This window comes from Mucilaginibacter sediminis (assembly GCF_051903035.1).
Lineage (GTDB): Bacteria > Bacteroidota > Bacteroidia > Sphingobacteriales > Sphingobacteriaceae > Mucilaginibacter.
Genome location: NZ_CP170602.1, coordinates 492,267 through 516,019 on the forward strand (window position 1 = coordinate 492,267; position 23,753 = coordinate 516,019).

21 protein-coding genes are annotated in these 23,753 nt (G+C 41.4%); 12 read left to right on the forward strand and 9 right to left on the reverse strand.

Translation table 11 applies throughout. The annotated features are described in order from the left end of the window. Positions 1 to 73 precede the first annotated feature (73 nt). Both ACFGVS_RS01775 and proB read right to left on the reverse strand, forming a co-directional pair. Entirely contained in the window at positions 74 to 1,321 is a 1,248-nt protein-coding gene (locus ACFGVS_RS01775) for a glutamate-5-semialdehyde dehydrogenase (protein ID WP_439697216.1), read from the reverse strand. Positions 1,322 to 1,323: 2 nt separating this feature from the next. Then, a complete protein-coding gene (gene proB, locus ACFGVS_RS01780; RefSeq protein ID WP_439697217.1) occupies positions 1,324 to 2,403 on the reverse strand; it encodes a glutamate 5-kinase in 1,080 nt (359 codons plus the stop codon). Between the two features lie 308 nt (positions 2,404 to 2,711). Here proB and ACFGVS_RS01785 point away from each other — a divergent pair, with 308 nt between their 5' ends. After that, on the forward strand, positions 2,712 to 5,654 hold the full coding sequence (locus ACFGVS_RS01785) for a TonB-dependent receptor (RefSeq protein ID WP_439697218.1): 2,943 nt from the start codon (positions 2,712 to 2,714) through the stop codon (positions 5,652 to 5,654). Between the two features lie 78 nt (positions 5,655 to 5,732). Here ACFGVS_RS01785 and ACFGVS_RS01790 read toward each other — a convergent pair whose 3' ends face one another. Further along, complete coding sequence (locus ACFGVS_RS01790; RefSeq protein WP_439697219.1) at positions 5,733 to 6,146, reverse strand: Ohr family peroxiredoxin; 414 nt, start codon at positions 6,144 to 6,146, stop codon at positions 5,733 to 5,735. Positions 6,147 to 6,323: 177 nt separating this feature from the next. On the opposite strand from ACFGVS_RS01790, the gene ACFGVS_RS01795 reads away from it, so the two are divergent. The 3 genes from ACFGVS_RS01795 (at position 6,324) to ACFGVS_RS01805 (ending at position 10,340) form a co-directional block, all read left to right on the forward strand. Next, positions 6,324 to 7,580: a putative DNA modification/repair radical SAM protein gene (locus tag ACFGVS_RS01795; protein WP_439697220.1), complete on the forward strand. Its 1,257-nt coding sequence runs from the start codon at positions 6,324 to 6,326 to the stop codon at positions 7,578 to 7,580. Between the two features lie 2 nt (positions 7,581 to 7,582). Further along, positions 7,583 to 8,341: a TIGR03915 family putative DNA repair protein gene (locus tag ACFGVS_RS01800; protein ID WP_439697221.1), complete on the forward strand. Its 759-nt coding sequence runs from the start codon at positions 7,583 to 7,585 to the stop codon at positions 8,339 to 8,341. Positions 8,342 to 8,996: 655 nt separating this feature from the next. After that, positions 8,997 to 10,340, forward strand: coding sequence for a PhoH family protein (locus ACFGVS_RS01805; RefSeq protein WP_090650684.1), 1,344 nt, complete (start codon positions 8,997 to 8,999; stop codon positions 10,338 to 10,340). 229 nt (positions 10,341 to 10,569) lie between these two features. On the opposite strand, the gene ACFGVS_RS01810 is transcribed toward ACFGVS_RS01805, so the two are convergent. The 4 genes from ACFGVS_RS01810 to ACFGVS_RS01825 form a co-directional block, all read right to left on the reverse strand. After that, positions 10,570 to 11,970 carry an MBL fold metallo-hydrolase gene (locus ACFGVS_RS01810; RefSeq protein WP_439697222.1) on the reverse strand — a complete coding sequence of 467 codons (1,401 nt, stop codon included), beginning with the start codon at positions 11,968 to 11,970 and terminating at the stop codon, positions 10,570 to 10,572. Between the two features lie 114 nt (positions 11,971 to 12,084). Further along, entirely contained in the window at positions 12,085 to 13,917 is a 1,833-nt protein-coding gene (locus tag ACFGVS_RS01815; protein WP_439697223.1) for an ABC transporter ATP-binding protein, read from the reverse strand. 30 nt (positions 13,918 to 13,947) lie between these two features. Next, entirely contained in the window at positions 13,948 to 14,475 is a 528-nt protein-coding gene (locus tag ACFGVS_RS01820; RefSeq protein WP_439697224.1) for a hypothetical protein, read from the reverse strand. 9 nt (positions 14,476 to 14,484) lie between these two features. Then, on the reverse strand, positions 14,485 to 15,261 hold the full coding sequence (locus ACFGVS_RS01825; protein ID WP_090650692.1) for an SAM hydrolase/SAM-dependent halogenase family protein: 777 nt from the start codon (positions 15,259 to 15,261) through the stop codon (positions 14,485 to 14,487). 101 nt (positions 15,262 to 15,362) lie between these two features. On the opposite strand from ACFGVS_RS01825, the gene ACFGVS_RS01830 reads away from it, so the two are divergent. The 7 genes from ACFGVS_RS01830 to ACFGVS_RS01860 all read left to right on the forward strand — a co-directional run bounded on the left by ACFGVS_RS01830 (position 15,363) and on the right by ACFGVS_RS01860 (position 21,365). Beyond that, positions 15,363 to 16,322 (forward strand): PhoH family protein, encoded by a 960-nt coding sequence (locus tag ACFGVS_RS01830; RefSeq protein WP_147060646.1) that lies wholly within the window; start codon positions 15,363 to 15,365, stop codon positions 16,320 to 16,322. Between the two features lie 121 nt (positions 16,323 to 16,443). After that, positions 16,444 to 17,388 (forward strand): phosphoribosylaminoimidazolesuccinocarboxamide synthase, encoded by a 945-nt coding sequence (locus ACFGVS_RS01835; protein ID WP_439697225.1) that lies wholly within the window; start codon positions 16,444 to 16,446, stop codon positions 17,386 to 17,388. A 52-nt stretch (positions 17,389 to 17,440) separates the two neighbouring features. Further along, a complete protein-coding gene (locus ACFGVS_RS01840) occupies positions 17,441 to 17,818 on the forward strand; it encodes an STAS domain-containing protein (protein ID WP_090650699.1) in 378 nt (125 codons plus the stop codon). A 21-nt stretch (positions 17,819 to 17,839) separates the two neighbouring features. Next, positions 17,840 to 18,754 (forward strand): ribonuclease Z, encoded by a 915-nt coding sequence (locus ACFGVS_RS01845; protein ID WP_439697226.1) that lies wholly within the window; start codon positions 17,840 to 17,842, stop codon positions 18,752 to 18,754. Positions 18,755 to 19,070: 316 nt separating this feature from the next. Continuing rightward, positions 19,071 to 19,730 carry an MBL fold metallo-hydrolase gene (locus tag ACFGVS_RS01850; protein WP_090651067.1) on the forward strand — a complete coding sequence of 220 codons (660 nt, stop codon included), beginning with the start codon at positions 19,071 to 19,073 and terminating at the stop codon, positions 19,728 to 19,730. A 199-nt stretch (positions 19,731 to 19,929) separates the two neighbouring features. Then, on the forward strand, positions 19,930 to 20,562 hold the full coding sequence (locus tag ACFGVS_RS01855) for an HAD family hydrolase (protein ID WP_439697227.1): 633 nt from the start codon (positions 19,930 to 19,932) through the stop codon (positions 20,560 to 20,562). A gap of 29 nt (positions 20,563 to 20,591) precedes the next feature. Further along, entirely contained in the window at positions 20,592 to 21,365 is a 774-nt protein-coding gene (locus ACFGVS_RS01860; protein ID WP_439697228.1) for a DUF6438 domain-containing protein, read from the forward strand. An 11-nt stretch (positions 21,366 to 21,376) separates the two neighbouring features. On the opposite strand, the gene ACFGVS_RS01865 is transcribed toward ACFGVS_RS01860, so the two are convergent. Continuing rightward, positions 21,377 to 22,858, reverse strand: a complete 1,482-nt coding sequence (locus ACFGVS_RS01865) for a PAS domain-containing sensor histidine kinase (protein WP_439697229.1) — start codon at positions 22,856 to 22,858, stop codon at positions 21,377 to 21,379. A gap of 181 nt (positions 22,859 to 23,039) precedes the next feature. On the opposite strand from ACFGVS_RS01865, the gene ACFGVS_RS01870 reads away from it, so the two are divergent. Next, entirely contained in the window at positions 23,040 to 23,429 is a 390-nt protein-coding gene (locus ACFGVS_RS01870; RefSeq protein WP_274213106.1) for a hypothetical protein, read from the forward strand. On the opposite strand, the gene ACFGVS_RS01875 is transcribed toward ACFGVS_RS01870, so the two are convergent. Next, complete coding sequence (locus ACFGVS_RS01875) at positions 23,426 to 23,749, reverse strand: hypothetical protein (protein ID WP_274213107.1); 324 nt, start codon at positions 23,747 to 23,749, stop codon at positions 23,426 to 23,428. The two genes, ACFGVS_RS01870 and ACFGVS_RS01875, sit on opposite strands and share 4 nt — an antisense overlap. Positions 23,750 to 23,753 lie beyond the last annotated feature (4 nt).

Consider the following 23,753-nt stretch of genomic DNA (forward strand, 5'->3'; position numbering starts at 1 on the left):
CGACGGATAGTTTCTGGTCTCAGATCTAAGTAAAAAGGTATAAGTGTGGTGTCTGCAATTATTAATAATCTTTTTACGGGTTTCTGGTTTGCCCGTTACCCTTAACAATCCATTTGTAACTGGTAAGCTCCTCGAGACCCATAGGCCCCCGTGCATGGAGTTTTTGGGTACTGATGCCAATCTCGGCGCCTAAGCCAAATTGTGCGCCGTCTGTGAAGGCTGTGGATGCATTGGCGTAAACCGCTGCCGCATCAACATCATTTAAAAAGGTGGCAATATTTTCGGCGTCCTCAGATATGATAGCCTCGCTGTGTTTAGAACTATTAATGGCGATATATTCAAGTGCCGCTTCAAAACTATCAACCGTTTTGATAGCCATCTTCATCGATAAAAATTCGGTGCCAAAATGCTCAGGCTGCGCTTTATGTAATAAAGCGTCAGGATAACTGGCTTTTAATGCTTCGTAAGCCCTTTCATCAGCAAATAACTCAACTTCTTTCTCACTGAGTACATAACTTAACCGGGGCAAGTCACTTAATCTTTCGGCATGAATAATCAGGCAATCAAGGGCGTTACATACGCTCACCCTGCGGGTCTTGGCATTGGCAATAATCTCCGCACCTTTTTCAAGGTCGCCGGTTAAATCAAAATAAGTATGAACAATACCTGCACCGGTTTCAATAACCGGTACTTTACTATTATCCCGCACAAAATCAATAAGCGACTGGCTGCCGCGTGGTATCAATACGTCAACATATCCAATGGCATTTAGTAAAGCCGCCGTAGCCTCTCGTTCTGCAGGTAACAGGGTTACCACGTTGGTATCTATGTGGTGCTTATTTAACACGTTATGAATTATGCCGATAATGGCACGGTTAGAGTAGTCGGCATCACTGCCGCCTTTTAAAATACTGATGTTGCCCGTTTTAAAGCAGAGGGCGAATACATCAAAAGTAACATTGGGCCTGGCTTCATAAATTACACCAACAACACCTAATGGTACGCGCACTTTGGAAATAGACAGGCCATTGGGCATCTGCGCTTCTGAAAGCTGCTTGCCTAATGGGCTATCCAATTTTGCAACACTGATCATATCGGCAGCAATAGCTTCAATACGGGCTGCCGTGAGTTTCAACCTGTCATATTTAGGATCTTTCGGATCCATCAAATCAAGATCTTTTTGGTTTTCGGCTAATATCAAGGTGGTTTGGGCAATGGCTTCGGCGGCCACGTCCAATAAAACCTGGTTAATAAGGGCAGGGGCGAGGGTAGGTTTGCGGCCTGCAACCCGTGCGTTCTCGAAATATATATTGTAACTCATTGTTAACCTTGTAAATAAAGATAATCATAATGCACCAAAGGCTTTTGGTTTTTTTGCCCGATGCGTTCTTTGGCTTTGTCCGATCCGTATTCGGCGATTCCAAGGCCTATCAGCTTTTGGTTTTCATCCATTAGCTTAATAATATCGCCCTTTTTAAAGTCGGTTATTACTGCTGCAATTCCAACGGGCAGCAAACTTGTGGCCTTGCTGGATATCAACGCGGCTTTGGCACCCGCGTTAACTAAAACTACACCTGTGGCCGATTTTTCGGAATGGGCTATCCATTTTTTTTTGCCCGATGCTGTTTTATTAGGGATAAACCGGGTATGGATCACTTTATTCTCCAATACATCAGTTAATATATTGTCGCGTTTGCCATTGGCAATGTGCACTGCGATACCCAACTGTGCCGTTTTTTGCGACATGGTTGATTTGGTGATCATCCCCCCGCGGCCAAACTGCGATTTTCCTGAAGAAACAAAGGCTGCAAAATCAACTACCGAACCTGCCACCTCTTCAATGACGGCCGAGCCCGGCGCTTTAGGGTCACCGTTATATATGCCATCAACATTGGTTAGCACAATTAACGCCTGCGCGTTCAGCATAGATGCAATTAATCCGGCCAGTTCATCATTATCCGTAAACATCAGTTCGGTTACCGATACCACATCATTTTCGTTAACCACCGGTACAACCTGGTGCTGTAGCAGCAGGTCGAGGCAGTTTTTCATATTCAAATAATGCATCCTGTCCCTGAAATCCTCTTTGGTAACCAATACCTGCGAGCAAAGGATATCAAATCGTTCAAACAGCTGCGAATAAGTATTGATTAATTTTACCTGCCCTATAGAGGCTAAAAGCTGCCTTGCGGCAATAGCATCATATTTTTCGGATATGGTGATCAAACTCCGGCCGGAAGCGACAGCGCCTGATGATACCAGGATCACTTCTTTTCCTTGTTTTTTGATAGCGGCTATCTGGCCAACCAGATGTTCGATACGTTGCAGGTCGGGCAAGCCGTTTTCCTGGGTAAAAACATTGGAACCGATTTTGATGATGATACGCTGGTAATTGAAAGACATTATAAATTAGTACGGGTTGAGCCGCCAATATTACAAAATTGGGAGGGAAGAGGGCGAGATTATTTGAAAATATATCCACTAAAACAGTAGATATTATAGAAAAATATGAATTGAGCCTTGACACCGGTGAAAAAAATTCTATTTTTGTCGACTAATTCAATAGACTATGTATAATATTTACTCTTTTACTACTATCTCCCCTTTAAAAACGCAGTTAAATGTCATGTGTTGCTGTTGATAGCCCCAACCTTAAAGCTATTTCAACGGATAAAACAACAAACAGACATTAAATTATACTGATCCTTTTCATGAAAACACTTATAAATTCATTTAAACTTATAGCACTTTTTGTACTCCTCGTCCCGGCGATAAGCCATGCCCAGCTTAATGGTTCATACATCATCAGCGGAGTTGTAAAAGATGACCATGGCCAACCGTTAATAGGTACAACAGTTAGTATTAAAGGTACAACCAACAGCACTGCATCTGATAGTACCGGTAAATTCTCGTTAACCACCAGCGCTAAACTACCCTATACGTTAGTTTTTACGGCTGTGGGCTTTCAGCCGCAGGAATTTTTCGTTAAAAGCGCCAACAGTGCACTAAATATCCAGTTAAGCAGTCAATCGTTATTGATTAATGAGGTGGTAGTAACCGCATCCCGTAAAGAAGAAAAGCTTTTACGTTCGCCGGTTGCTATCGAAAAGCTGAGTATTAACGCGCTTAAACAGTCGCCCGGCCCAAGCTTTTACGATGCTTTGGAAAACGTTAAGGGCGTGCAGATGACAACCACCAGTATAACACTTAAAGTGCCTAACACACGCGGTTTTAACAGCCCGAACAACTTCAGGTTTATGCAGCTGGTTGATGGTGTTGACATGCAATCGGCTACTTTAGGTGTTCCGCTGGGTAATGCCATTGGCCCAACCGAATTGGATATTGCCAGTATAGAAATTACACCTGGTGCGGCAGCAGCACTGTATGGCACAAATGCCATAAACGGGTTATCAAACTTAATAACTAAAGATCCTTTTAGATACCAGGGCTTAAGTGTTTATCACCGCGAGGGTTTAAACCATGTGGGCAATGACAGGTTAGGTGCAAGCGCCCTTAATGAAACCGCTGTACGTTATGCCAAAGCATTTAACAATAAGTTCGCTTTTAAAGTAAACTTTAGCTACATGCAGGGTAAAGACTGGCAGTCTGATACCCGTAACGATCAAAACCCGTACTATTTAAAAACCGCCAACCCCGGTTTCCCGGCCTTAACGGGCACCAGCAACGCTGCTTATGACGGCTGGAACAAATATGGAGATGATGCCCTTGCCGGTAGCAATACTGTATCAATAAAAGGACTTACAGTTGATGGTAAAGCAATGCCAAATCTTACAGTTGCCCGTACAGGATACAACGAGGTTGATTTGGTTGATCCGAAAGTTACCAACCTGAAACTGGATGGTACATTATCTTATAAATTAACGCCTAATACTATACTGTCTTACACTTACCGTTACGGCAGGCTCGACGGTGTATTTCAACGAGGCAATAAAATATCGCTGCAGGGCGCAACGGTGCAAAACCATAAAGTTGAGCTAAAAGGAAAAGAATTTCTGGTTCGCGCTTACGAATCGATAGAAAATACCGGTAACTCATTCAATGTAAAACCGCTGGCAGATAACCTGGATTTGAACCATGCCAGTAACTCGGCCTGGGGCACCACTTTTAAAAACGCGTTAAACGCCTACGGTTCTGCAAATGGAGGCTTAACATCTGCAAACCTGGCCGCTGCCGAGCAAGCCGCAAGAGCTGCCGCAGATAAAGGCAGGGTAGAACCGGGTACGCCGGAATTTGATGCTTTGAGAAAAACCATCATAGGCATCAACAACTGGGATATTAAATCGAGCCTGATACCAAACGCACCGGTAACCGGTGGCGCGGCACTGGTGCAAAAAAGCCATATGTACAATGCCGAAGCGCAATGGGATTTAACAAGCCGGGTTAAGGTAGTTGACCTGTTGGTTGGTGGTGATGTGCGGGTATATGCCATTACCCCGGATGGTAACAACTTTGTCGATTTTAGTCGCCCGATTGCCGATAGGAACACGCCTTTGGCTGATGGCAGCTTTGGTAAAGATGTGATCTACAAAAAGTATGGCGCGTTTACCCAGGTGACTAAAACGTTCTTCGACGAAAAATTGAAGCTATTTGGATCGGTTAGATGGGATTATAACCCTTATTTTGATCCTAAATTTACGCCTCGTTTAGCGGCTGTTTATACTTTGAATGAGAACCATAATTTCAGGTTCACGTTCCAGAATGGTTACCGCTTTCCTTCATTATTCGAGGCCCTGTCGTATGTAAACAACGGACGTGTTAAACGTGTAGGCAGTTTGCCGTTCATTAACGATGGTTTGGGTTATTTGGGCAATAGCTATACTCAAACTTCGGTAGCAAATTTTAACTCAGTTGTTAACGCGGCCGGCGGTACCGACCAGGTTGCGCTGGCCAACAGGAACCTGTTGAAAGTGGCCGATTTGCCACCTGCACGGCCTGAGCAGATTACTTCATACGAAGTAGGCTACAAAGGAATTGTATTGGACAATAAAGTGTTTATTGATATTGATGCCTACACCAACCGTTACGACGGATTTTTGGGCCAGGTACAGGTATTTGTACCAAATAGCACAACAGTGGGTACAGACGCCGCTGTATTAGCCATGCTTGATATTAACCGCGATCCAACAACAGGCACGTCCAGCAACGCTGCAAGCCAGGGGCAAAGCAGGTATCGCGTTTATACCAATGCTAAAAACATTTACCATAACTATGGTTCATCGGCAGGTATTAGTTATAACTTTTATAAAAGATATACCGTATCCGGTAACGTAAGTTTCAATAAACTAAAAGCCCAAACTACATCAGATATTTTTGTGACCGGTTTCAATACCCCTGAATGGTCGGGCAACCTATCGTTCGGTAACCGCGAAGTGGCCAAAAATGTAGGCTTTAATATCGTTTACAAATGGCAAGAGTCATTCCTGTGGGAAAGCCCGTTGGTGACAGGCAAGGTGCCTGCAATTGGCACATTTGATGCCCAGGTTACTTATCGCGTTCCCGCTTACTACGCTACCTTTAAAGTTGGTGCAACCGATATTTTTAACAAACGTTATTATCAGTATGCCGGCGGCCCAACTATCGGTGGCTTATATTATGTATCGGTTACGCTTGATGGATTGCTTGCCGGTAAATAAGGAACGAATTTTAGTATAATAAGCAAAAAGCGGATGAAGGCAAGCCCATCCGCTTTTACTTTGAAAATGCCTGCCAAATCAATCGGCTATCACCTTTACTTCAATATTACCTCTTGTTGCTTTTGAATACGGACAACCCTTATGTGCAGCATCAGCCAGTTTTTGGGCCACATCCCAATCAACGCCAGGGATATGTACATGAAGCTCGGCAGATAAAGCATATGATGAAGCTCCTTCCTTGTTAAAAGTAATATGCACATCAACCGTAGCCTGCGTAACGTTTATACCATCTCTGATGCCTACCGAACCAAGCGCGCCCAGGTAACAAGCGCCCCATGCACCTGCAAACAATAATTCGGGGTTAGGATAACCATCTTCGCCTCCCATAGCCGCAGGAGCTTTTAGCTCCATATCAATTACGCCGTCTTCAGATTTTATATGACCGTCCCGGCCGCCTTTTGCTGTTACTACAGCTGTATATACTTTTTCCATGATTCAAAACTCTTTTTAAAACCAACGAAGAACAGGTTGTTATGTTTGGAGAAATTGAGATTAGTCTGGACCGGGATTTAACAGATTTATTGATTTTTTCGGCTTTTTTAAAAAACTTGAAAGTAAATTCCAAATCAACTTAATGTTTGCTAAAATTATTAGTATTTTTGAATTGATATGAATGCAGAAAGGATAACAGAGAAGTTGAATATTTTGGCTGATGCCGCTAAATATGATGTGTCATGCGCCTCGAGCGGTAGCAAGCGTAAAAATGATAATAAAGGCCTCGGCAATGCCAGCAACGGTATTTGCCATAGTTATACAGAGGATGGGCGATGTGTATCGTTACTTAAAATACTGCTTACCAATCACTGCATTTTTGACTGCGCGTATTGCGTGTCACGCAAAAACAACGATATCAAACGGGCAGCATTTACGGTTCAGGAAGTTGTTGACCTTACTATTAATTTTTATCGGCGAAATTATATCGAGGGCCTGTTTTTAAGTTCGGGTATTTTTAAAGACGCCGATTATACCATGGAGCGCTTGGTAAGGGTAGCTAAAAAGCTTCGCATCGAAAATAACTTTAACGGGTACATACATCTAAAATCCATCCCCGGCGCAAGTGACGAGTTGATGCGCGAGGCTGGTTTGTATGCCGATAGGTTGAGTGTAAACCTGGAAATGCCTACCGAAGCCGGATTGAAATTGTTGGCTCCGGAAAAGAACCGGCAGGATATGATAAACCCGATGAATTTCCTGAAAAACGAGATCATCCTGCGGACTGAAGAAAAGAAACTTTTTAAAAGAGCGCCGCTGTTTGCGCCTGCCGGTCAAAGTACCCAGGTAATTATCGGCGCTACCCCCGAAAGTGATCAGCAGGTGTTACAATCGGCCAGTTATTTTTATAAAAGTTTCAACCTAAAGCGTGTTTATTATTCGGGTTATGTGCCTGTGTTGGCCGATAAGCGTTTACCAGACCTGAATACATCGGTGCCACTGGTGCGTGAGAACCGGCTTTACCAGGCGGATTGGCTAATGCGTCTTTACGGTTTTCATGTTAATGAAATAGTAAACAACCAAAATCCCTTGCTCGATCTGGATATCGACCCTAAATTGAGTTGGGCTATCCGTAATATGCAGGCTTTTCCTGTCGACATCAATAAAGCCGATGTGCAAATGATTTTACGTGTGCCGGGTATCGGGTTGCTATCGGCGCAGAAAATAGTTAGCGCGCGCAAGTTTGCCAAGTTGAGCTGGGAACAATTGAAAAAGATAGGAGTGGCCGTTAACCGGGCCCGCTACTTTATTGTTTGTAAAAGCAATGAGTTTGAACGCCGTGATTTAACGGGTAACAACATCAAACAATTTATCCTGGCCGAATCGCAAAGCAAATACAATAAAAATACGCAAACCCAACTTAACCTGTTTTGACGATGTACACTCTTGTTTACGATGGAACATTTGAAGGTTTGCTTACCGCCGTATTTGAAATATACGATCGCAAACTGTTTCACGTAAAGCTTATAAAAGGAGAGTGGCGCACCAGTGCCATGTTTGAAGAAGTGTTACAGGTAACAACTGACGGGCATCGCGCCAACAGGGTGTTGATGGGCTTAAGAAAAAAACTCTCGGCTGCGGGGATTCAACGCCTGTACATTGCTCATATGGCCGAAATGGAAAATGAAGAGAGCGCCATTGTTGGGTTTATCAGGTATGTTTTTGATACAGATGTAAATGTTGAAGAAGATTACGGCAATAAATACGTGATGCGCCTATCGGAGATTTTGAAGATGGTGAGGCGCGAAAAACATAGGATGGAAGCTTTTATCCGTTTCCAGAAACTAAAAGATGAAACTTACTATGCCGCCATTGAGCCTGATTTTAACGTACTTCCCTTAATTATCAGGCATTTTAAAAACCGGTATACCGACCAAAAATGGATCATTTACGATATTAAACGCCGGTACGGCATTCATTATGATTTACACGATACACAGTATATCACGCTGGATTTTTCGGAAGTTAACAAATCTGCAGATGTTATAAGTGCTTTTACCGAAGACGAAAAAATATATCAGCAACTTTGGAAAAGCTACTTTACCAGTGTAAATATTGTAGCCAGGAAGAATACCAGGCTACATTTAAGACATATTCCCAAAAGATATTGGCGGCATTTAACTGAAAAAATTTAGCGTTTTGGTGATTTTACGCTTTTTACAATTATGTTAAAGTGACTTTTTTTTGATTTTTGTTAATAAGTTTTATGTTGATAACCTCAATTGTCAATTGGTTTTAACTAATTAAGGTGTTATTAATCAGGACTTTATAATTTATTTTTTATTAACAAGCGTTGTTAATAACGTGTCTATAACAAATTTATTTTTTACTTGACAAAGGTGCTTTTTAGTCCCTATATTGTAATCATCAAGAACGACGTACTTTGACAACCTTTCAGGAAAACAGAAGTTGAATCGGGTGAATCTTCGGAGGAACTAAAGATCAAAAGAAGTTCACTGAGTCATATGAAAGAATTGAACTTACGAAAGTTTGTTCGAAGAAAGATTGTGACTAAATAAGGTACCAGGAACGATGCGGAACTCTACGGAGATCCAAAACAGAACTGGTGATATCGCGGTAGTAGATGGTTTGCAAAAACTATATACGAAGGCATATCGGTCATAGATACACAAAACTTGATGCCGCTGGGAAGCTACGGTTGAACAGGGGTTTGGAAACGGGAGTTCAAATCGAAAGAGGAGGCTCCCGTTTTCGCTTTTATAAGGTTTTTTTATTTTCAGAGTGCTTTTTCATTTTGAACAAACGTTAAAAAACCTAATTTAGTAGGATATGAATAAGGACGGCCAGCGTAACCAAAAGAAAATTTTCGTTTTAGATACCTCTGTGATCCTTTATGATCACAACGCCTTTCAAAACTTCCAGGAGCATGATGTAGCCATACCCATCCAGGTACTGGAAGAACTGGACAATAAAAAAAACGGCAACGATACCCGGAACTTCGAAGCCAGAAGTTTCATCCGGCTGATGGACGATCTGTCAAAAAACAACCTGGTAAATGAGTGGATTCCCTTGAACGGGAAAAGTAAAGGTAGTTTTAAAGTGGCTATGGATGTGAAAACCACAGCTACCGATGCCGAAGAAGTTTTTGGGTCGGACAAAATAGACCACCGCATATTAAACGTTGCCTTAGGCCTTCAGGAAGAATACCCGGCAAAAAAAGTGGTGCTGGTATCAAAAGATATCTGCCTGCGGCTTAAAGCCAAGTCGCTTAACTTGCATGCCGAGGACTACGAAACAGGTAAAATTAAAAACCTGGCCGAGCTATACACAGGTAAAACCGATGTAGATAAGGTTACCGAAAAAATTATTTCTCAGTTCAATAAGCAGGAAAATCTGTCTGCCGAAAGCTTGAGTGTACCACAGTACACCAATAATCATTTTTACATACTAAAGAGCAAAAAGAGCGATGTATCGGGGTTCTATAACGCGCAAACCCAACAACTGGAAAAAGTTACTGAGCAACCTGTATTTAATATTTTTCCCCGTAACATTGAGCAGGCTTTCGCCATTCATGCCTTGCTGCATCCGGATATTAAGTTGGTAACTATACAAGGCAATGCAGGCACAGGTAAAACTTTGCTGGCACTGGCCAGCGCATTGGAGCAGCGTAAATATTACCGCCAGATTTTTGTTACCCGCCCTATAGTACCGCTCAGTAATAAGGATATTGGCTTTTTACCTGGCGACATCAAATCCAAGATTGATCCGTATATGGCCCCCATTTGGGATAACCTAAAATTTATAAAAGATCAGTTTGCCGATGATGATAAAATGCAGGCTAAAATTGATGAACTCGTGAGTAATGATAAAATATCTATAGCCCCGCTGGCCTTTATCCGTGGCCGAACGTTGAGTAAGATATTCTTTATCGTAGACGAAGCTCAAAACCTTACCCCGCACGAGGTGAAAACAATCATATCGCGCGCAGGCGAGAACAGTAAGTTTGTATTTACAGGCGATATTTACCAGATTGATACACCTTACCTTGATGCCGAGAGTAACGGCTTATCATACCTGATTGATAAGGCCAAAGGGCACCCGCTTTACGCGCACATCACGTTGCAAAAAGGCGAACGGAGCGAACTGGCAAACTTGGCTACAGAATTGTTGTAAAAAGCCGTATATCACGCCGAAGCAAGTCTCGAAACGCAAATGGGCCATATAAGTCGCCCGACAACATTCGGAGATATCGTACCGGCTTTTTTTTTTAATAACTGACTGTTGATGCTGATTTTTTAACATATAGCAAATCCGATAAAAATATATGGCGGTATGCATAGTTTGTCGTGTTACCCTATGCTAACAATGCCATTTATACATATCTGAGAAGATAACACCCCCCCTAAAGTATGTACGTTACATCCTTCTCCGGTACAGTAACTATATACCCTTCATCTTCCAGGGAAGCAGCCAGCAGCTTCATGCTTTCTCCCTCGCCATGTACCAGGAATACGTTCTTCAGTTTTGTTTTATCCTGTTGTTTTACATTATCTAAAAGGTCCTGGTGATCGCCGTGGGCACTTAGTACATCGGTTTGTTTGATAGTGGCATAAACGGCTAATTCGCGGTCTTTAATGTGAACGATAGGATCACCCCGCAATAAACGGTGCCCCAGGGTTCCTTTGGCGCAATAGCCAATGAACAGGATGGTGCAGTAGTAATTTTGAATATTGTAAAATAAATGGTCCTGGATGCGGCCGCCCTCCAGCATTCCTGCTGAAGAAATGATGATACAGGGTTCCCAGTAATTAGAAATCTGGCGGCTATCTTTCAGGGTTTCTACATAAGTAAGGTTATCAAATTCAAACTCATCACCTTTATCTTTATAAAAATCCTGAGCTTCCTGGTTTACCAGGCTATGATATTTACGGAAAATACCGGTTGCCATGGTTGCCATCGGGCTATCTACAAATACTTTTACGGCTGGTAATAGTCCTTCGGTAAATATCTTGTTTAACGAATATACTAATGACTGTGTACGTCCTATGCTGAAAGCCGGGATAATTAAACGGCCTTGTTCTTTAATACATGCCTTTTCAATAACTTCTACAAGGGTTTCCTCTACCGATTTTCCTTTGGTGTGATAACGGCCGCCATACGTTGATTCTGATACCAGGAAGTCAACAGCTGGCAATTGCTGAGGATCATTTAATACGGGGTAATTTTTTCGGCCGATATCGCCGGTAAAAGCAATTGATTTTTCTTCGCCATTTTCGGTTACTTTTAAAACAGCAGATGCCGCCCCCAACAGGTGGCCAACCGGAATAAAAGTAAGCTCGATATCGCCATTAATCCTGAACGGGCGATTAAAGCCAATGGTAACAAAACGTTCCACCGTATCCATCACGTGCTTTTGCAGATAAAGCGGCTGTGGGCCACCGCCCGAATTGAATTTACTTTTACCGCGTTTACGGTTGCCCTTGCCTGCCTTATTCATGAAAATGCTTACCGAATCGAGCAATAATAGCTCGGTCAAATCGGCGGTAGGGGGAGTGCATAATATTTGGCCGTTAAAGCCAAGCCTTACCAGTGTAGGTAAATTACCGGAGTGATCGATATGGGCATGTGTAAGTATTACCACGTCGATCTCTTCCGGCCGGAAAGGAAAGTTTTCATTTGATTGTATGCTGCGGTCCTTCTCATAATCTAACCCGCAATCCACTAATATTTTGTATTGGCCTACCTGCAGCAAATGCATGCTGCCGGTTACCTGTCGGGCCGCCCCGTGTATGGTTAATTTCATTTTTATTGGTCGATGGACCATGGACGATAGACCATAGTCTCTGCAAATCTTTTGCAGTGGTAATATATTAAAATAATCGCTACGGTCAATGGTTTATGGACTATCGACGATGGATTAACTGGTTTGTGTTTCAAACTGTAGCTGGCTTAAATAACGATACAGCCCTTGTTCGTTGCCAATGAGTTCCTGGTGACTGCCACTTTCGATAATCTCGCCTTTTTCCAGAACGATGATCTTATCAGCTTCACGAATAGTTGATAAACGGTGGGCGATAATGATAGACGTACGATCTTTCATTAACTCTTCCAAAGCTTCCTGTACCAGGCGTTCCGATTCAGAATCTAAGGATGAGGTTGCCTCATCCAATATCAAAATGGATGGATTTTTAAGCAATGCCCTTGCTATGGCAATGCGCTGGCGCTGCCCGCCTGAAAGTTTTACCCCACGCTCGCCAACAATGGTTTCATAACCCTCGGGGAACGATAGTATAAACTGGTGCGCGTTTGCCCGTTTGGCTGCTTGTATAATATCTTCTTTTGATGCATTCAAGCGGCCATAAGCAATATTCTCTAATATCGATCCGCCGAAAAGCAACACATCCTGCGGTACTATGGCCACCTGGTTACGGATATCGGTTATTGAGTATTCGTCAGCCGTGCGGCCATCAAATAAAATAGTACCGCTTTGCGGATGGTAAAATTGCAGTATTAACGAGGCCATTGTAGATTTACCCGAGCCGCTTGGCCCAACAATGGCCACTTTTTGCCCGGCTGCAGCATCAAAGGAAATGCCTTTCAGGATAGTTAGCTCAGACCGGGATGGATAGGCAAATACCACATTATCAAATGACAAATCGCCTTTAATAGGTTGGTCTATTTTGTTATTGCTTTCTACCATCGAAATGTCTTCGCCTTTTTCGGCAAGTATCTCTAACACACGCTCGCTTGCGCCAACTGCTTTTTGCAGGTTGGCATACAAGTCGGGGAAACTGCCCATGGCGGCGCCCACAAATATGGAATACATGATAAACGTGGTTAAATCGCCCACAAGGATCTCGCCATGGCTAACCAATACCGACCCATACCAAATTACCCCGACAAAAGTCCCGAATAAGCAAAATACGATGAATGATGCAAAAATGCCGCGAAATTTGGCCCCTTTAACGGCGATATCAACTACGTTACGTAAAATTTTATCATACCGGGTAGCTTCGTAAGCCTCATTTACAAATGCTTTAACATTAGCTATACCCTGCAAAGTTTCTTCAACAATTGTATTTGACTCCGCTAACTTATCCTGCGCCTGGCGTGAAAGTTTGCGAATGAACTTGCCAAAAAAAACGGCAAAAGCCACAAGAAAAGGCAGTATTGCCAATAAGGCAAGTGTTAACTTGATAGATACTATAGCTAATAAAATAACGCTCCCCACCATAATTACCAATTGCCTGATAATCTCGGCGATAGTGGTTGTCAAAGTATCCTGAATTTGCGAAAGATCGGCAGAAATGCGGCTATTTAATTCACCAACGCGCCGGTTGGCAAAAAAATTCATAGGCAGCGTTATCAGCTTAAAATAAGTATCCCTGCGTATATCGGCCAAGGAACGCTCTGCAACCTGCACAAACCACACCACCCTAAAAAATGATATGAACGCCTGGCCGAACAGTATAATGAATCCGGCTATCGCTATGGCGTTTAAACTATGTGGTAAGTAGGGGTATTTATATTTACCTTGCGCCGCATCTATTAAAGCTCCCAGTATTGCCGGGAAAGCAAGGCCTACCAGACTGGAGATGAATAGGAACAATATTCCCGCTATAAATTTCCCCCGGTATGGTTTAATATAAGTGAGCAGTTTACGAATATTTTGGATGCTCTGCCTGTTGATTTTTGCTTTGGGTAGTTCGGCTTCTGCTTTAGCGCCACTGTTCAGTCTTCCTCGTGCCATTTATAGTTTTAAGTAGTTACCGGCGCGAAATTACACCTTCCGTTTGTTTTTTTGGTAAAGCAAATACAAAATTGACGCAAGCATGAGCACAATTACCGTAATATAAATGGGCCTTGAACTGTTTGTTTGCTCTTTGTTTTTAGCAGCCTCGGCTTTTAGCAGCGCGTTCTGTTGCCTTAACTTGCTTATAGTAAGCAGGAAATTATGGTTTATTGTCTCGGCCTCTTTGCTGTGACTTTGAATTTGCCTTTGTTGGAATGCGCTGTATTCAAATAGTATTTTCAGTTCTTTAAAAATGGCATCGTCAGTGCGGGCTATGTCCATCAAGATACTGTTTGATCTGCGGATATCATTTTTTGTTTGCAAACCAAAAATGCCGGTATGTTGGCTTAAACTTTGATCGTACTGGCCAAATTTGGCTTTACGCGCTGCCAGCATCGTGTTAATTTTTTTTCGCTGAAGCTGATAGGCTACAGAATCGGAGTTAGCCTGCGATTGGGCCAACACATCACCCAGGGCAAAAAAACAGAGCAATCCAAATAGTAACAGTTTTTTCATAGGTTAAATTTACTGAAATTCGATAATCACCTTATCGTTAAGGTTTAAACCTAATAAGCCACTGGCGTTACCTTTATTAATGGCAATCTCCAGGTGATCGCTGATGCCAAACAGGCAAAGTTTTTCGCCAATGGGCACCTCGTTATAGTGCCAGCTTAAATGATTGATAGTTTCGTTGCGTTTAAAATTAAGTACAAATTTACGGCCCTGCTGCACGCTGTTAAAAAATTCCTTGGTAATGTTGGTTATCACATTTTGAAACGAATCGATATAAATCACCACACCTTTAATCAGGTTTTTTTCGATAACAGGCTGTAGGTTCATTTTGTTTTCAATGTCATGCACCGGCAGGCCAATTTCGCTCAGTTTGCCGCCTTTGGCCAGGTGGCAGGCGGCTTTAACAAAGATATCTGCCAGCGGAAAATGCAGGAACTTTAAATCCTGCATAATGTTTATTTCCACAATTTCTTCCGGGTCGGTATCAAACATCAATGAAAAAATTCCGTTATCGGCACCCACAAAATAATGTTTTTTGTACCTTACCGCCAGGTACTTGGTATGATCGCTGTAAACAGTATCAATACCTATAAGGTGTACTGTATCTTCGGGGAAGTAATAAAAACTGTTCTTTAATATAAATGCGGCCTGCTGCACATTAAAAGCCGCCACGCTGTTGGTAATATCAACTATATTAACTGTGGGCAACAATTTGTAGATGCTACCCTTAAGCGCAGCCTGGTAAATGTCCTTATCGCCCAAATCAGTAGTTAATGTTATTATTGCCATTAATTTTATAAATATTTATTGCTAATCTTGTAATAGCATTTGAAGCTACAAATATTCAATTTTTAATTCATAAAAATCCGTAACTAAAAAATCAATTAGTATTGAACGAACTTAAGCTATCAATTGAAAACGTAAATCCAGCCGTATTGTGGGGGCCCAATAATGATCATTTTGAGATCATTAAGAAACAATATCCCAAGCTTAAAATTGTTGCACGAGGCAGCGAAGTAAAAGTTTTGGGTGATGATCACGAACTCAATGTTTTCCAGGAAAAATTCTCGCACCTGCTTGCTCATGTTGAAAAATTCGAGAACCTGAACATTACCGATCTTGAACGTATTTTAGGATCAAAAGTATCTTCAAATTCATCGTCGGAACCTGTAACTGATAAATTTGCCAGTGGCGAAGTTATTGTTTTCGGCCCGAATGGGGTAATGGTGAAAGCCCGTACCGCCAACCAGCGCAAAATGGTTGATAGCATAAACCAAAGCGACATTTTGTTTGCTATTGGCCCTGCAGGTACCGGGAAAACCTACACCGCGGTTGCATTGGCCGTGCGTGCTTTAAAGAACAAAGAAATTAAACGCATTATTTTAACCCGCCCGGCGGTTGAAGCGGGAGAAAACCTTGGCTTTTTACCCGGCGATTTAAAAGAAAAAATCGACCCATACCTGAGGCCGTTGTATGATGCGCTTGATGACATGATCCCGGCAGAGAAATTGAAATTTTACCTGGAAAACCGTACCATCGAGATTGCACCGCTGGCATTTATGCGTGGCCGTACGCTGGATAATTGCTTTGTGATATTGGATGAGGCCCAAAATGCTACCGATATGCAATTAAAGATGTTCCTGACACGTATGGGGCCATCGGCCAAATTTATTGTTACCGGCGACGTAACACAGATAGATTTGCCCAAAAAACAACAATCGGGCCTGCACACCGCCCTGCGCATATTAACAGATATAAAAGGAATAGAAATAGTATACCTAAGCGGAGAAGACGTTGTACGCCATAAACTGGTACGCAAAATATTAGCAGCTTACGGGGATATACAGTAAGAAGGTAGTATCAAGTAGTTAGTATCAAGTATCAAGATGCATTGCATATTTGATACTTGTTCTGTCTTTTAAATCGGGCAAAATACTTGCTACTTGATACTTACTACTTGATACTAAAATTATGAATTCAATAAAAGAAACACATTTTAACTTTCCGGGCCAGACTGGCTTTTATAAGGGGAAGGTACGTGATGTATATACGATAGATAATAAGTACCTGGCCATGGTAGTATCCGACAGGATCTCGGCCTTTGATGTGGTATTACCCGAGGCTATCCCTTACAAGGGGCAGGTGCTTAACCAAATAGCCGCCCGTTTTTTAAAGGCTACCAGCGATATTGTACCCAATTGGGTAATATCTGTGCCCGACCCAAGTGTTACCATTGGCCGCATTTGTGAGCCCTTTAAGGTGGAGATGGTGATACGGGGATATTTGGCTGGCCATGCTGCCCGTGAATACGCGGCAGGCCGCAGGCAGGTTTGCGGTGAAGCGCTGCCTGAAGGGTTAAAGGAAAATGATATCCTGCCCGAGCCAATAATTACACCTACTACCAAAGCATCGGTAGGGCATGATGAAGATATTTCAAAAGCGGATATACTGGCCAAGGGTATTGTATCTGCCGAAGATTATGCCCAACTGGAGGCCTATACCAAAGCGTTGTTTAAACGCGGTACCGAAATTGCTGCCAAACAAGGCTTAATACTGGTTGATACCAAATATGAGTTTGGTAAGGTTGATGGCGTTATTTATTTAATAGATGAAATCCATACCCCCGACTCTTCAAGATATTTTTATAAGGAAGGTTATGAGGAACGCCAGCAAAAAGGTGAACCGCAAAAACAGCTCTCGAAAGAGTTTGTACGCAAATGGCTGATTGAAAACGGTTTTCAGGGTAAGGAAGGCCAGGTTGTTCCGGTAATGACCGAAGAGATTGTAGCATCGATATCTGAACGTTATATCGAACTTTATGAAAAGATCATAGGTGAAACGTTTGTGAAATCGGATACAGGAAGTGTGTTAAACAGGGTTGAAACCGCTATAAACAATGCGCTTAGTATTATGTAATTTTTAATTACACATAAATTAATCATATCTTAGCTTATTAATTTTTATAAGAATGAAATTTGCTGTCGATAAACACGAGAAATACATTTTAGTGAAGCTTAACGAATCAAAATTGAATTCGTTAGTAACGCCTCAATTAAAATCTGAACTGATATTGATCAATACGGAAGGACAAAGAAACATCATTCTTGACCTTTCACAAGTGAAATTTGCCGATTCATCCGGTTTAAGCAGCTTGTTGGTTGGTCACCGTTTGTGCAAAAACGCATCGGGGGTATTTATATTGTGCGGATTGAACGATGCTGTGGCACGTTTAATTACTATTTCGCAACTGGATAACGTACTTACAGTTGTACCTACCGCCGAAGAAGGTGTCGATCTTATTTTTATGGAAGAGATCGAGAAAGAATTGAAAAAAGAATCAAGATAATCTGTACATTGTTATCCCATTATGAAATTTGAGGTAACAATACTTGGAAGCAGTTCGGCAACACCCATTTTTAACAGAAATCCTACAGCACAAGTGCTCAATATCAACGAGCACTTGTACTTAATTGACTGCGGCGAGGGTACCCAGCAGCAAATGTTGCGTTTTGACATTAAAGCCAGCAGGATAGATTATATATTTATCAGTCACCTGCATGGTGATCATTATCTCGGCCTTGTTGGCCTGCTATCGTCGATGCACCTTAACGGGCGTAAAAAAACGCTTTATCTTTTTGGGCCACCGCATTTAATGGAGATTATTGATCTGCAGCTTAAATATTCAGAAACCACCCTGCATTTCCCTTTAGAATTTAAACAAACCCATAACCAACACCCCGAAGTAATCGTAAGCAACAATGACATCATTGTAGAAACAATCCCCCTCAACCATAGGATTGATACTACAGGATTTATCTTCCGCGAAAAAAAGCGCCTGCGCAAACTTCGTAAGGAGGTAATTGAGTATTTGCAAATCCCGGTGCCTTACTTTACCGCGTTAAAAAAAGGAGCCGATTATACCGCACCAAACGGACAGGTATACAAAAATGACGATCTGACCATCGATTCGGATCAACCCAAATCATACGCCTACTGCTCTGATACGCTTTACGGTGAACAGTATTTTGAACAAATAGCCAACGCCACGTTGCTTTATCACGAAGCCACATTTTTAAATGAGATGCTGGATAGGGCTAATGATACTTTCCATACAACAGCGCTGCAGGCCGCCGACGTAGCGCTAAAAACAAACGCGAAAAGATTGCTGATCGGCCATTTTTCGGCGCGTTACAAAACCTTGACTGAGTTGCTGGATGAAGCTAAAAGCATATTCCCCGCAACTGAACTCGCCGTTGAAGGGCGCACTTTTTATATAGAATAAGTTGTAATAATGGACACGATTGGTGGCTTTTGTGTGATTACGCTGGAATATATTGATTTATACAGGTTGTTGCCGGGAACGAAGTACTTCGTTGATATAATTATTAAACATTTCACGATTTAGCATATTGGAGATTGCGTCGTTCCCTGACATCGTCGTGGTTGGGCCTTAAAGCCAACATGCCAGTTCCTTTTTTAGGATTATCCTATGGGTAGATGTCCGGTAATTCGATGGTATCATCGCTCAAAACTTTATATAACAGGTGTTGTTAAAATTTAAACACGATAGTCAAATCGTGCAGAACTATAATACTACTATGAAAATCACTAAATACCTACATTCCTGCCTTGTATTTGAGTTGGATGAGTATAAGCTATTATTTGACCCTGGTAAATTTTCGTTTGCAGAAGGCGAGGTTACTGCGCAAATGTTTGCTGATGTAAAAGCCATCGTTATAACGCACATTCACCCCGACCATTACGAACTTCAAATTTTAAAGAGCATCCTCGATTTAAGCGGGGCTATCGTGATAACCAATAGCCAGATAGGCAAAGAATTGGACAAGGCCGGGATTATATATACTTTATTTGAAGAGGGTACGGCAAATTTTGGGCCGTTTATTTTGAAAGCCATCCCGGTTATGCATGAACCAATTATGGATAATCCATTGCCACAGATGACGGGATTCATCATCAATGACCAGGTACTACACCCAGTTGATTCGATGGAAGATAAGTTACTTGAATATAAAGGAATTGAATTATTGTTAATGGTTACCATGGCGCCGTTTGCCAATGAAATACGGATTTCGGGCTTTGCAGATAAGTTACTACCGAAGCAAATCCTGCCGGTTCATGATGGTTATGCTAAAGAGTTTTTCATAAAACAACGCTACGCGGCTTATGTAAAACACTTTGATAAGCTCGGTATTAAGTTTCACGAGGTTTACAAAGTTGGAGATAGTATAACTATTTGATTGTCAAAAATTTAGTTGTAAAACAAAAAAGTCCCCGCTTGTTACGGCGGAGACCTCTATGGAACCAACCTCCTGCTAAGCTGGCCCACATTAACCTTATCACATTTCAAAAGTGTAGATTAATAATGAAGAAAGTATGAACTTCGTTTTTATACCTAAGCTTAATTTTACATCTTAGCAAAAAAGCCGGATAATTTGTATGCAGAAGCCCGATAGCCTTATTTTTGACATGGATGGAACCCTTTGGGACGCTGTTGACACGTACACCAATTCATGGAATCTAACTTTTGAAAAACTTGATATAAACAGGATAATAAACCGCACTGAGTTATTGGGCCTTATCGGAATGGAGGGTAAAAAACTAACCAGGGCTTTATTGCCCGAACTTGACGACGATATAGCCCAGGGAATTTACATGGATGTAAATGAAACCCGGAGGCAAATATTACCGCAAAGCGGTGGTAATATGTACGAAGGCGTTATCGAAGGGATAAAACTATTGGCAACAAAATATAAAATTTTTGTCCTGAGTAATTGTGCGGTCGGTATTATCCCGTTATTTATATCGTGGGCAAACATTGACGATTATGTTACCGATTATATAGCATATGGGGAAAACAGTATGCCCAAGCATTACAACATGCATCTGTTGATAGATAAACATGGGCTTAAAGCCCCGGTATATGTGGGCGATACACAAGGTGACGCGGAGCAGACACGCATAGCAGGCATACCTTTTATATTTGTGAGTTACGGATTTGGAAAAACAGAGGATTATGAACACAAGTTTAATGACTTTCCATCGTTAACATCCTATTATATGGGTTTGTAAGCAAAGCCATATTCCATAAATATAATTAAATGGTAAAACACGGGTTTTTGTTATTTGCATTTATTATTGTTTTTGGCGAATTGCACGCCCAAAAAGTACAATTGGATTCTATCCGGTGGATTAATAAAGACCTCGGACACTTATATTTCGAGAACGGCCGTGTTAATTTCAATTTTATTGGAAATGATAAATTCAAAAGTCATTATTCCATTGTGAAGGATACTTTGATCATGACGGATATTTACACTTCAAGCGTCGATAATTTTAAGGTTAAACATAAAATTAACTTTAAATTTTTGATCAGGGACCTTACCAAAAACCGCCTTTACATTAAAGCTGTAGATTCAAATGCCATTAAACTTGCTGGCCCCGACACTTATGAATTTACAAATTTAAAAAATAGCTATGATAAGGATATTAAACTATCTGCTGTGCGTTTTTTATCTTCCACCTGTCATAGAGATTGTCCGCAACTTGAAATATTAATTGGGGCCGACGGCGATTATCATTTAAGAGGAGGGGAGTACGCCGATCCTTTTAAAGGTGAGTTTACAGGGAAATTATCAAAACCACAACTTGATACACTAAACTATTGGCTTAAACATAGCGAACTTAAAAAAATGTACAACTGGCGACAGCAAGACCAGGTTATTGATATGCCTAATTATTATTTTGAGTTTGATTTTGAAAATAATAAAAAAAAGCTGAGCGTAACAACAAATCAACCACCATTAAACATGACCGGCCTGGTGGAATTTATGTTATCATCCTATAAAAAAGTAAAATTAACACCGGTAAAATAACTGTGCAGGTGTTATGCTGGGATGCTAAAATAAAAAGTTGAGCCTACACCTTCTGTGCTTTCAACCCATACTTTGCCTTTATGACATTGTATAATCTCGGTGGATAGGTAAAGGCCAATGCCAAAACCCGAAACGTTTTTGATTTTTTCATTGTCTACCCGGTAAAAACGATAAAACACCTTCTTCTGATCTTTTAGCTTAATACCCACCCCTTCATCAGTAACGGATACAACAACATATCCGTCGTTAATAGTGCATTTGACAATGATTTTCGTCTCTTTGGCCGAATATTTTACAGCGTTGCTTAGAAAATTACCGATAACCTGGCCAAGTTTTTCCCTGTCGCCGGTAACGTTTAAGTTGCCTGGGTTGTTAAAAATAACGATATGGCTATAGGTGGATTGCAGTAATTCAGAAATGCAATCTTCTATAAGTTTATTGATATCGAACAATTCGGGCTTTAGTTGCAGCTTTCCTGATTCCAGTTTAGAGAGGTCAAGAAAGCCATGAATCAGGTCGGTCATTTTGTTAACCTGGTTATTGGCTTTGCTCAACACGTTGTTAATAAAAGCATCATTATCTGAAGCCAGTTTTTTTGATAGTATCTGAATATATGATTTAATTGAAGTTAGCGGGGTTTTTAACTCATGGCTGGCCATGGCTATAAAATCGTTTTTCCTGATTTCATCCCGTTTAATTTCGGTTACGTCAATCACAGTACCCAGCATCCTGATTGGTTTTTGTCGCTCGTCAATAACAAGTTTACCTTTGATACTCAGCCAGTGGATGCTATTATCCGGCCAAACAACCCGTACATCGTATGCATAAATGCCACTTTTTTTTGCTTCTTGATATGCATCCGCAATTACCTGCTGATCTTCGGGTAATACCTGTTTTTGAAATACATCTACTGATGATAGCCTGCTGTCTGCAGGATGGCCAAACAACTCGGCTAATTGTGGCGAACATAACCGTACTTCGTCTTTAAAGTCCCAGTCAAATGTCGCAAAACCGGTAGCTTCGGCGGCAAGGCGTAACCTGTTTTCGCTTTCGATAGCGGCTTCTTTTGCATTTACCTCACCTGTTATTTCGGCAATTGTATTTAAAATATAAGCAACCTTACCATCAGGCCCATTAAACGGAACATTACTGCATGACCAATACCTGATCTTATAATCCCCGGTTTCGGGGTCGCGGGTATCGTAACGGTAGGTGGGTATATCAATTTTGAGGCCTGTTTGCACTACTTTAGTAAATGTTTTACGGGCGCCGCTTTCATCAGATGGGTCATCATCATCATCAGGAAAAACCTGGAAAAAACCTTTGCCGATAATTATTTCACGGGTAGCATTTGTTATGTTAAGGTACGCCTCGTTTGCAGCCATAATGGTAAAATGTGGTGCATCGGCCTTTACCAACAGTGAGCCCGGCGATTTTTCAAATATAATTTTGAAAATCTCATCTGGCAAAACAGGCGATAGTTCGGAGGGCATTTTTATTATTTTAGGTAAACTTAGATAAAGTTAGGGTTTAAACTTAATATGGGTAATTATTAATAATATTTTTTATTTAACCTTTAGGAAACTAATTGCAAATCATATGTTCTTTTTATTTGAATTATCGTTCTGCTTGGCACCAACTTTTTGTAGCTTTAGATAATTAAAAATACCATCTATGAAAACCAAAACCAGGCTAATTCTTTTATCAATTGTATTATTATTACTTGCGGGCTTTTTTTACTACCGGTTTTACTTTGTTTTTGGTGAGGGCGCTAAAGCAGGTACTATGAATTATTTTGTAAAAAAGGGTTATATTTTTAAAACTTATGAGGGCAGGCTGATACAGAATGGTATACGTACACAAACGCAAGGCAATATTGCTTCAAATGAGTTTATGTTTTCGGTAACAAATGAAAAAGTGGCTCAGCAGTTAAACAACAATGCCGGTTCGTACCTGGAATTACATTATAAAGAATACCTGCACACATTGCCTTGGAGAGGGGTTAGTGTATTTGTTGTTGATAGTATAATTTCGGCTAAACCAATAAACCCGGTTAATCCTTAAAAAAGACTATCGGCTTTACCGGAGTTAGGTTCTGTAATCTTACTTAAATTAAAGGCCAGTTGACCGCCAATATTGTTGGCTTTTATCAAGCCTTTATCAAACAGGTAGTTAAGTATATCGTCGGCATTTTTTTGGTGGGTGCCGGGGTTAGTGCCCGGTTCAAGCAGGCTTAGTTTTGCTGCAACTTCGCCCGCTGTTGCTTCACCTAACTGGGCAAGTGCAAATACAACATTATTTTGCACGCAAGCCGAGGGCGAATATTCATGCGGCACGTGTAATGGTTTGTAGTCATCAAAGAATGAATGATCGGCGCTATTCATGGTA

What these genes read in the sequence shown, in the direction of transcription:
- ACFGVS_RS01855 (WP_439697227.1), top strand. Translation starts at nt 19,930, where the DNA reads ATGCAGAAGCCCGATAGCCTTATTTTTGACATGGATGGAACCCTTTGG.
- ACFGVS_RS01875 (WP_274213107.1), bottom strand. Translation starts at nt 23,749, where the DNA reads ATGAATAGCGCCGATCATTCATTCTTTGATGACTACAAACCATTACAC.
- ACFGVS_RS01820 (WP_439697224.1), bottom strand. Translation starts at nt 14,475, where the DNA reads ATGAAAAAACTGTTACTATTTGGATTGCTCTGTTTTTTTGCCCTGGGT.
- proB (WP_439697217.1), bottom strand. Translation starts at nt 2,403, where the DNA reads ATGTCTTTCAATTACCAGCGTATCATCATCAAAATCGGTTCCAATGTT.
- ACFGVS_RS01840 (WP_090650699.1), top strand. Translation starts at nt 17,441, where the DNA reads ATGAAATTTGCTGTCGATAAACACGAGAAATACATTTTAGTGAAGCTT.
- ACFGVS_RS01815 (WP_439697223.1), bottom strand. Translation starts at nt 13,917, where the DNA reads ATGGCACGAGGAAGACTGAACAGTGGCGCTAAAGCAGAAGCCGAACTA.
- ACFGVS_RS01860 (WP_439697228.1), top strand. Translation starts at nt 20,592, where the DNA reads ATGGTAAAACACGGGTTTTTGTTATTTGCATTTATTATTGTTTTTGGC.
- ACFGVS_RS01870 (WP_274213106.1), top strand. Translation starts at nt 23,040, where the DNA reads ATGAAAACCAAAACCAGGCTAATTCTTTTATCAATTGTATTATTATTA.
- ACFGVS_RS01800 (WP_439697221.1), top strand. Translation starts at nt 7,583, where the DNA reads ATGTACACTCTTGTTTACGATGGAACATTTGAAGGTTTGCTTACCGCC.
- ACFGVS_RS01850 (WP_090651067.1), top strand. Translation starts at nt 19,071, where the DNA reads ATGAAAATCACTAAATACCTACATTCCTGCCTTGTATTTGAGTTGGAT.
- ACFGVS_RS01810 (WP_439697222.1), bottom strand. Translation starts at nt 11,970, where the DNA reads ATGAAATTAACCATACACGGGGCGGCCCGACAGGTAACCGGCAGCATG.
- ACFGVS_RS01775 (WP_439697216.1), bottom strand. Translation starts at nt 1,321, where the DNA reads ATGAGTTACAATATATATTTCGAGAACGCACGGGTTGCAGGCCGCAAA.
- ACFGVS_RS01865 (WP_439697229.1), bottom strand. Translation starts at nt 22,858, where the DNA reads ATGCCCTCCGAACTATCGCCTGTTTTGCCAGATGAGATTTTCAAAATT.
- ACFGVS_RS01790 (WP_439697219.1), bottom strand. Translation starts at nt 6,146, where the DNA reads ATGGAAAAAGTATATACAGCTGTAGTAACAGCAAAAGGCGGCCGGGAC.
- ACFGVS_RS01785 (WP_439697218.1), top strand. Translation starts at nt 2,712, where the DNA reads ATGAAAACACTTATAAATTCATTTAAACTTATAGCACTTTTTGTACTC.
- ACFGVS_RS01825 (WP_090650692.1), bottom strand. Translation starts at nt 15,261, where the DNA reads ATGGCAATAATAACATTAACTACTGATTTGGGCGATAAGGACATTTAC.
- ACFGVS_RS01805 (WP_090650684.1), top strand. Translation starts at nt 8,997, where the DNA reads ATGAATAAGGACGGCCAGCGTAACCAAAAGAAAATTTTCGTTTTAGAT.
- ACFGVS_RS01845 (WP_439697226.1), top strand. Translation starts at nt 17,840, where the DNA reads ATGAAATTTGAGGTAACAATACTTGGAAGCAGTTCGGCAACACCCATT.
- ACFGVS_RS01795 (WP_439697220.1), top strand. Translation starts at nt 6,324, where the DNA reads ATGAATGCAGAAAGGATAACAGAGAAGTTGAATATTTTGGCTGATGCC.
- ACFGVS_RS01835 (WP_439697225.1), top strand. Translation starts at nt 16,444, where the DNA reads ATGAATTCAATAAAAGAAACACATTTTAACTTTCCGGGCCAGACTGGC.